Raw genomic sequence first — 7,823 nt, forward strand, 5'->3', positions numbered from 1 at the left:
GGTATCGCCTCAGACTGCCCAACAAAATGTGCGCCGTACCCATCCCCAACGCACAAAACCAAACGACTTTTTCAACGAAATCGGCTCAGACCGGCCAAATGCATCTGCGGCGTTTCCCAAATAACAAGCAACCGGACAACGGCCATTCAATCCGCCAGTAAAATCAGGTGTCAGCGCGGTGCTGATGTCTGGGCTTATGGACCTGATCCGCGACCCGTTCAGCGATGCGGCATCCGGTGGCCTGGGCCTGACCGCGCTGGCAACCATGGATGTGACCATTTCCCGCGCTGTGCAGACCGAAATCCTGACCGGGCTGCAATAATGCTCTGGGGCGGTCACAGCGGCGGGCTGGAACTCCGCAGGCGGGCATCCGGTGCTTTGGCGCTGCGTGGCCGCTTCCCCTGCAACAAGCGTGCAGTCCTCAGCGATGGGGGCCGCACCGGCAGGCCGCGCAAGGAAGTGATTGCGCCGCGTGCCTTTTCCTATCGGGTGGAACTGCCGGATGAGGGCATTCACCTGCTGGTGGGCCGTTCCTATGACCGGCCTCTGGCATCGCGCGGGGCCGGAACGCTGGATCTGCAAGACAGTGACGACGCCCTGACCTTCACGCGACAATCACCGAGGAAATGCAGGAAGTGTCCTATGTGCGGGACGTGCTGGTGGCTATCCGCGCGGGGCTTTTCCTGGGCATTTCGCCGGGGTTCCCGGACACCTCGATTTCGGGGCGCCGGGTCGCACGTGAACTGACGGCCCTGGTCGAGCGGCGCGGGAAGCCCGGCATGATTGTCAGCGACAACGGCACGGAACTGACCTCTAACGCCATCCTGCGATGGTGTTCCGAGCGCCGCATCGAATGGCATTACATCGCGCCGGGAAAGCCGATGCAGAACGGCTTCGTCGAAAGCTTTAAGGGGCGGATGCGGGATGAACTGCTCAACGAGACCATGTTCCGGAACCTGGCTCACCCACGCGCCGTGATCGCCGCCTGGGCAGCCGACTACAACACCGAACGCCCGCATTCGGCCTTGGATTACCAGACGCCGGCCGACTACGCGCGGACCCTGACCGCCGCAATCGCCCGCCCCGCTGCGCGAGATGAAAGCTCCGCGCGTCGGGCGATTGCTCAAACTGCGCCGATCGGCGTAAACACCAACCGGACTCCGGTCGCGGCTGGATGAAACTTCAGTGGCAGGTCAAGCCCTAATATGTGCAAGGTTATGCCTCATTGGCAAATAATGGAGCATTGGCGATCCCTGAAGGACTCGAACCCTCAACCTGCTGATTAGAAGTCAGCTGCTCTATCCAGTTGAGCTAAGGGACCGCTTGGCGCCAGTTATGACAGGCGGGTGCCCAGGGTCAAGCCGGTGCGCGCAAGTCCAGGTGCATGAATACTGACCAAGGATCCTTGGTGTAATCCGCGAAGGCCGAGCATTGCTTGAAACCAAAGGATTCATACAGTCTGCGCGAGGGCAGAAAATCATCCGTGGAGCCGGTCTCCAAAAAGATGCCTGTGGCCCCTTCCTTGCGGGACAGTTTCAGCAGGAATGCCAGCATTGCACGTCCCGCTCCGCTGCCGCGGGCCTCGGAAACCGTGTGCATGGATTTCAGCTCGCGTGCGCCGCCGTCCAGCAGTTTCAGCGCCCCCATGGCAACCGGATTGCCGTCACGGCGCAGCAGAAAGAACTGCACCTCAGGGCCTTCAAGGCCGCTTGTATCCAGCGCGTGGCAGCTTTCTTCCGGCGATTGTGCCGCCATTTGCGAAAGATGCCGCCGAATGAGGGCGGACGCTTCCGGCCCGGCCGGGTTCTCCGGGTTGATCTCAAAACGGGGCATGGCGTGGTGTAGCTCCTGCTCTTGGGAATTGAATGCGGTTTGTACCTTCTGTTCAAGAAATAAGACAGCCACCCTTTGCCTCAGAGTGTCAAGGTTTTGCGAGGCACTGCGGCTGAGTAAAAAATAGCCCGGAAATCCGGCGCATTTTACAAGCCCGCCAAAGCCATGCGAGCCGGGTCTTGCCGGTTGCTGGTGGTTTTCAATCCCGTCGGCGCGCCAGCGCTGCGGATCAGTTACCCGGAACAGGGAACTCGACAATCCGCCAATAGCGGTCAACCATGTTTACGAGTTCCAGAAAATCACGCCCTGCCGTTTCCTTGACGATATAGCCCGCTGCATTCAAGTCATAGGCAGCTTCGATGTCGTGTTCGTGGCTTGAGGTCGTCAGGAAGAATACCACTGACCTGCTGAGTTCAGGATCTGCGCGCAATTCCTGGACCAGTTCGATGCCGCTCATCCTCGGCATCTTGATATCAACAAGCAGAACATAGGGTGGTTGGACTTTGTCCTTGCCGCCCGTGCCGCGGAGATAATCCAGCGCCTCAAGACCGTCTATCGCGCGGGTGATCTCATTTGCGATTTTGACTTTCCTGAATGCCCGCTGAACCGCCTTGGCGTCACCATGGTCATCATCCACCAGAATGATACTTAGATCTTTCTTACCATTCTGCCCGCCACTCATGTTCTTTTGCATGCTGTTGCCTATCCGTTATCGGCGCGGGCCGTTTTGGGCCAAGTGAAACGAAATGCGCAGCCTTCACCGGCAGAGGACTGCAAAGAGATCGTGCCGCCCGCATTTTCCACATGCTTCTTGACGATCGCGAGGCCCATTCCACTGCCCTCGACCACATCGCGCGACTTTAAGGTCTGAAACATCTTGAATACCTGCTCGTGAAATTGCGGATCAATTCCTGGACCGTCATCAGCGACCGTAAAGGCATGAAATCCGCCGCCGTCTTCCAGCAATACGTCAACGACGCCGGTGCCCGTGTCATTGTGCTTGATCGCGTTGGAGACAAGGTTGGCGAAAATCTGCTTGAGGGGCATGTTCGGCAGCTGGATACTTGCGAACCCGGGGTCGATATTGATGGTGAAACCCTCAGGCTGCTCGACCAGCATCAGCACTTCATCCATCAGCTCGGCGCCCGGCATCAACGTTTGGTATCTGGCGTCCGTGCTGCGTCCTGCCCGGGAATATTCGTGCAAATCGTTCAAAAGTTGTTCCATCCTCATAATCCGGGATCGGATGAGCTGCAGGTTTTCCCGGCTCTCGTCGTCCAGGGCATCAGCCAGATCTTCCTCCAGCCAGCTGGAAGCGTTCCCGATAACCCGCAGAGGGGCCCGCAGATCGTGAGATGCCACATAGGCGAAATCGTCCAGATCCTGGTTCGACCGGGATAGATCATTGATGAACTGCTCCCGCTCAGTTTCGATACGCTTCTGTTCGGATATGTCGCGGACGATACCGCTGAACAGGAGGTGGCCGCCGACCCGGACTTCGCTGACAGACAAATCGAGCGGGAAGACATTGCCGTCTTTGCGCTGTCCCTGAACCTCCCGGGCGGTCCCGATGATCTTCTTCTGTCCGGTCCGGAGATAGTTGCTGAGGTAGCCATCATGTTCAGTGCGGTAATGCTCCGGCATCAGGAATTTAACGTTGCGGCCAATGGCCTCTTCGGCGTCGTAGCCAAAAATTTTCCGGCAGGCGCGGTTGTAGCTCAGGATGGTTCCTTCGGTGCTGATGGTTATCATCCCCTCGACAGTGTTGTCCTGAATGGCAGTAAGTTCGGTTTTCTTGCGCCTTAGAGAGAGCTGGGCAGCTTTTTGCAGGGCAAGGGCCCAAAGTGCCAATATCGTGAGCCCCCGGTTGCTCAGGACGATCCACGCATTGACGCCGGTCCGCGGGAGCAGCACATAGGCAAGGAGCGTCAGCACGGTTGCAGCCGCGGCATACCAATAGACCGTGTTCGGGGTGTCATTCCAAAGGGCGCCGAGGACAACGCTCACGTATATCAGGCCACCCGCGATCCCAAGTGGTGTCAGCAGATCGAAAGCAAAGCCGGCACCAAGAAGCAGAACTGCAATGCCGTGGGTCCGGTACTGGATGGGATTGCGCCGGAGTGGCCGGGGGGCGTCCATTGGTCTGGAAAGTGTCATCCTTGGATCTTTCAGCTGCTGCACAAACGATCAATTGCCTGATTGCCAATTGCCGGGATGCCACGCTGCACGCTGCATGCAGCCCGGCCTTTTGGATTAGATTACATCTTTTGGAGATTTCGGCAATAGTCGCGCAACTTAAAGTTGCTCATTGCGGAGCGGCGTTTCCTTGGAAGACGCTTAGACCCATGCATCCCGCGGTGTTAAGGTTTTTCTGTTGGTTTCATGAGGCTTCTGGCGCGAGCTATCGAAAATCAGGAACGCGCGCAGAAATTCATCTTTTTCAGATTCAAAGCGTCGAGGCCCGTAGATCAGGACAGCGATGCCAGGATTGTTGCCGGTAAGGTCGAGTGCACCCAGGCCACAATCCAATTCAAGCCGGACGGCACAATTCTGACTGCAAACGGCAATTTTCTTGCTGTATTGGGCTACCGGCTGGAAGAGATTACGGGCCGGCTGCACTCGAAGTTAGTAGCATCTGATTTAGCCGCGGGTGCGGAGTACAGAGCGTTCTGGAAGGATCTTGCCGGTGGCCGCGTGTCCAAGTTCAGTTCCGCCGCCGATCCGGCCCCGGCTGCGGATGTAGTGGCCTTTCAGCGCCCGGCGGCGCCAGCCCCGGCGGCATAAGGCGCGGGTGGTTTCAGTGCGGATGCGCTGCCAGCCGCGCACGGGCCGGATGATTCCTGAAACCCGCTAGCGGCTGTTGTCTGTGGCAACAGTAAGGCTTTGCATGAATAGACGTGTTGACACTCCCGGCCCGCGCCGCAACGCTGGCGCGCAAAAATGACGGGATAAAGACATGGACAACCAGAAGGCGCCAGCCTATCCGCTGGTCCGGCGGGCCGGGTTGAACGGCATGCTGGTAAGCTTTGACAGCAGCCTGAGTGAGGCCTCGAACCGCGCCGCGCTGGCCTTTGGCAGTGCGGTGGAGGCTTTGCCGCTGGAAGGGGTGGTCGAGACCATGGCCTCTTTGGCCTCGGTCTTTGTCCGTTTCGACCCTGCTGATTTGGAGCATGAGGTGCTGGAGGCTGAGTTGCAGAGCCTTCTGACGACCCGGGACTGGCTGCAGACGCCGTTGCCGGCCGGGCGCCGGTTCTGGCGCGTGCCCACAGTATATGGTACCGACCTGGCGCCCCAGCTGGCGGAAGCAGCTGATGCCGCAGGTCTGAGTGAGGCACAGGCCATCGAAAGCCTGGGCGCCGCGCGGGTGCGGGTGCTGACCATCGGCTTTGCCCCCGGCCAGCCCTACCTTGGGTCCCTTGGACCCGAGTGGAACTTGCCGCGGCAGACCGAGCTGACACCAATGGTGCCGCGCGGCGCGCTGGTGCAGGCGATCAGCCAATTCGTCTTGTTTTCAAATCCGGCACCAACCGGCTGGCGTCATGTCGGCCAAACCGGGCTGACCCTGTTCCAGCCAGGCGCCGAGCAGCCGTTTGCTCTGCGCCCGGGCGATGAGGTGCAATTTGAGCCGGTTTCCAAACAGGACTTCCTGAAACACTGTGAGGATGACCCGTTGCTTGGTGGTGCTATCGCCTCGGAGATCGCGGCATGAGCGGCCTCAGAATACTGCGGATCGGGCCAGCGGCTTCGGTTCAGGATTTGGGGCGGCCCGGTTTGCTGGGGCAGGGGGTGTCCCAGGGCGGCGCTGCGGACCCGCTGGCTTTGGCCGAGGGGGCTGCGCTGCTGCGGCAGGATCCCGGTCTGGCAGCCTTGGAAATGGTCGGCATGGGCGGCGAATTCGAGGCAACCGGCGCCCTGCGCATTGCCGTGACCGGTGCGCCCATGGCAGCAACGCTGGAGGGAGAGCCGCTGGCCTGGAATGCGTCGCACCGGATGGAGGCGGGCCAGCGCCTGTCCATCGGTGCCGCCCGCCGCGGCGTCTACGGATATCTGCACCTTGGCGGCGGCATCGCCACGGAACCGCTGCTTGGCTCCCGCGCGGTGCATCTGATGGCCGGGCTGGGGCGGGCGGCCGAAGCCGGAGACCTGCTGCCTGCCGGTGCGGAACAAAATAGTGAAACGGGTCTGGTGCTGGCCGCCGAAGACCGTTTTCAGGGTGGCGAACTGCGCATTGTCGAAAGTTTCCAAAGCAACCTGTTCCCTGAGGCGGACCGCATCCGGTTCGCGGCCACTGCTTTCAGGCGCGGCAGCCGAGCGAACCGGATGGGGGTGGAAATGGTCTCGGACGGCGAGGGCTTTGCGGCTGACGGCCAGCTCAATATCCTGTCTGAGGTAATCCTGCCGGGTGATGTGCAGATGACCGGCGATGGCAAACCATTCGTGCTGTTGCGCGAATGCCAGACAACCGGCGGCTATCCGCGGATCGGCACCGTCCTGCCGTGCGATTTGCCAAAGGTAGCGCAGGCACAGGCCGGGGTTGCGCTCCGCTTCCGCTGGATCGGCCTGACAGAGGCTCTGGAAATCCAGTCCAGGTTCGAAAAGTCTCAAAAAGGGTTGCCCGCAGCCTGCCGCCCGCTGGTACGCGATCCTGCTGCGCTGCGGGACCTGTTATCCTGCCAACTGATCAGCGGGGCCGTCTCTGCGGAGGCGGACCCTTTCGCCACGGGAGAGACCGGATGACCAAGACCATCGATCTGAACGCCGATATGGGCGAAAGCTTCGGCCCCTGGACCATGGGGGATGACGCGGCGCTGCTGAAAATCGTCTCTTCGGCCAATATTGCTTGCGGCTTTCACGCCGGCGATCCGGATGTGATGGCCCGGACCATGGCGCTGGCGTCTGAGAACGGCGTCGGGATCGGTGCTCATCCCGGTTTTCTGGACCTGCAGGGCTTCGGGCGGCGCAAGATGCATGTACCGCACGGCACGCTGGCCAGCATGATCCGCTACCAGCTCGGCGCGGCACAGGGCATGGCGCGGGCCGCCGGAACCCAAGTTCGCCATCTGAAGCTGCACGGGGCACTTTCCAATATGGCCTGCACCGATCACGCGATGGCGCGGGCTTGTTATGAGGCAGCGCTGGAGGTGGATCCGGACATTATCATCATGGTGCTGGCTTCCACCGCCATGGAAGAGGTGGCGCGCGGCCTCGGTTGCAACTGGTGCGGTGAGATCTTTGCTGACCGCGCCTATAATGATGACGGCACGCTGGTCGACCGCGCCCTGCCGGGCGCGGTCATTCATGACCCGGCTTTGGCCGGTCCGCGCATTCTGCAAATGGTGGAAGAGGGCGCCATCATCACCGAAAGCGGCAAGCGTATTCCCACCGCAATCGATACCATCTGCCTGCATGGGGATACGGCGGAAGCGGTGCAGCTGGCCCATTCTGTCCGCACCAGCCTGACAGAAGGCGGGATTGCGGTCCGTCAATTTGCCGGGCGCCGGGGCTAAGCCCGGCTGGGGCCGGGTGCTATCCGCTGCTTCAGGGGGATTGCCTGGCTCTACGGCGCCTTCGGGCATTTTCAGGTCCAAATCTGTGGAACCGGATGGCTGAACCGAAGGGAAACTGCCGCGGGCGACTCGCAGAAACCTGTGTCTCTTGTATGCCCTGGGTCGGAAATAACAACATCTAGCGGAAGGTGGCCCTCAAACCATCGCGCCTGTCGCGGCCAGGCCGGTCCGATGGCCGGGAAACAGCAAGCCGGCTGTCTTTTTGTGTTGGGTAAGGCTTTGAAATCAATTGAACTTCACGAGAGTTTTTCAAAAAGTCATGCAAACGTCAAAAAAGGGCTTGCGACTCTCCGGCGCTAACCATAGAACACCCCTCACCGGCGGCGCTGAGGCGCAGCGGGACACACCGGACGGGGCGGCGGCGACGCAGGAGCGGACGGGAGACACGGCGGAGAGACGCCGGGACGGGCCGGAGAGACGGCA

The 7,823-nt window shown here is 60.6% G+C and carries 8 protein-coding genes, 1 tRNA gene and 1 pseudogene; 6 read left to right on the forward strand and 4 right to left on the reverse strand.

Annotated features, from left to right (window positions below; all coding sequences use genetic code 11):
- Positions 1 to 184 precede the first annotated feature (184 nt).
- Together VOI29_RS20165 and VOI29_RS20170 are read left to right on the forward strand one after the other, a co-directional pair.
- Positions 185 to 322 carry a hypothetical protein gene (locus tag VOI29_RS20165; RefSeq protein ID WP_323782927.1) on the forward strand — a complete coding sequence of 46 codons (138 nt, stop codon included), beginning with the start codon at positions 185 to 187 and terminating at the stop codon, positions 320 to 322.
- 382 nt (positions 323 to 704) lie between these two features.
- A pseudogene (locus VOI29_RS20170) lies at positions 705 to 1,178 on the forward strand (integrase core domain-containing protein); the annotation flags it as partial.
- A 66-nt stretch (positions 1,179 to 1,244) separates the two neighbouring features.
- Here VOI29_RS20170 and VOI29_RS20175 read toward each other — a convergent pair.
- The 4 genes from VOI29_RS20175 to VOI29_RS20190 form a co-directional block, all read right to left on the reverse strand.
- A tRNA-Arg gene (locus VOI29_RS20175) sits at positions 1,245 to 1,321 on the reverse strand.
- Between the two features lie 35 nt (positions 1,322 to 1,356).
- Complete coding sequence (locus VOI29_RS20180; protein ID WP_323782930.1) at positions 1,357 to 1,833, reverse strand: GNAT family N-acetyltransferase; 477 nt, start codon at positions 1,831 to 1,833, stop codon at positions 1,357 to 1,359.
- 229 nt (positions 1,834 to 2,062) lie between these two features.
- Positions 2,063 to 2,527 carry a response regulator gene (locus tag VOI29_RS20185; protein WP_323782933.1) on the reverse strand — a complete coding sequence of 155 codons (465 nt, stop codon included), beginning with the start codon at positions 2,525 to 2,527 and terminating at the stop codon, positions 2,063 to 2,065.
- Positions 2,528 to 2,535: 8 nt separating this feature from the next.
- Complete coding sequence (locus tag VOI29_RS20190; RefSeq protein WP_323782936.1) at positions 2,536 to 3,990, reverse strand: PAS domain S-box protein; 1,455 nt, start codon at positions 3,988 to 3,990, stop codon at positions 2,536 to 2,538.
- Positions 3,991 to 4,215: 225 nt separating this feature from the next.
- Here VOI29_RS20190 and VOI29_RS20195 point away from each other — a divergent pair, with 225 nt between their 5' ends.
- From VOI29_RS20195 to VOI29_RS20210, 4 genes are all read left to right on the forward strand, one after another.
- Positions 4,216 to 4,617 carry a hypothetical protein gene (locus VOI29_RS20195; protein ID WP_323782939.1) on the forward strand — a complete coding sequence of 134 codons (402 nt, stop codon included), beginning with the start codon at positions 4,216 to 4,218 and terminating at the stop codon, positions 4,615 to 4,617.
- 172 nt (positions 4,618 to 4,789) lie between these two features.
- Positions 4,790 to 5,542 carry a 5-oxoprolinase subunit B family protein gene (locus VOI29_RS20200; RefSeq protein ID WP_323782942.1) on the forward strand — a complete coding sequence of 251 codons (753 nt, stop codon included), beginning with the start codon at positions 4,790 to 4,792 and terminating at the stop codon, positions 5,540 to 5,542.
- Entirely contained in the window at positions 5,539 to 6,570 is a 1,032-nt protein-coding gene (locus VOI29_RS20205) for a biotin-dependent carboxyltransferase family protein (RefSeq protein WP_323782945.1), read from the forward strand. The genes VOI29_RS20200 and VOI29_RS20205 overlap by 4 nt, the downstream gene beginning before the upstream one ends.
- The gene (locus tag VOI29_RS20210) at positions 6,567 to 7,340 is read left to right on the forward strand and encodes a 5-oxoprolinase subunit PxpA (protein ID WP_323782948.1); all 774 of its coding nucleotides are present in this window, start codon (positions 6,567 to 6,569) and stop codon (positions 7,338 to 7,340) included. Before VOI29_RS20205 ends, VOI29_RS20210 begins: the two co-directional genes overlap by 4 nt.
- Positions 7,341 to 7,823 lie beyond the last annotated feature (483 nt).

It is taken from the genome of Leisingera sp. (assembly GCF_034669605.1).
Lineage (GTDB): Bacteria > Pseudomonadota > Alphaproteobacteria > Rhodobacterales > Rhodobacteraceae > Leisingera.

Coding starts and splice junctions, on each gene's coding strand:
- VOI29_RS20165 (WP_323782927.1), top strand. CDS start 185: ATGTCTGGGCTTATGGACCTGATCCGCGACCCGTTCAGCGATGCGGCA.
- VOI29_RS20180 (WP_323782930.1), bottom strand. CDS start 1,833: ATGCCCCGTTTTGAGATCAACCCGGAGAACCCGGCCGGGCCGGAAGCG.
- VOI29_RS20185 (WP_323782933.1), bottom strand. CDS start 2,527: ATGCAAAAGAACATGAGTGGCGGGCAGAATGGTAAGAAAGATCTAAGT.
- VOI29_RS20190 (WP_323782936.1), bottom strand. CDS start 3,990: ATGACACTTTCCAGACCAATGGACGCCCCCCGGCCACTCCGGCGCAAT.
- VOI29_RS20195 (WP_323782939.1), top strand. CDS start 4,216: ATGAGGCTTCTGGCGCGAGCTATCGAAAATCAGGAACGCGCGCAGAAA.
- VOI29_RS20210 (WP_323782948.1), top strand. CDS start 6,567: ATGACCAAGACCATCGATCTGAACGCCGATATGGGCGAAAGCTTCGGC.
- VOI29_RS20200 (WP_323782942.1), top strand. CDS start 4,790: ATGGACAACCAGAAGGCGCCAGCCTATCCGCTGGTCCGGCGGGCCGGG.
- VOI29_RS20205 (WP_323782945.1), top strand. CDS start 5,539: ATGAGCGGCCTCAGAATACTGCGGATCGGGCCAGCGGCTTCGGTTCAG.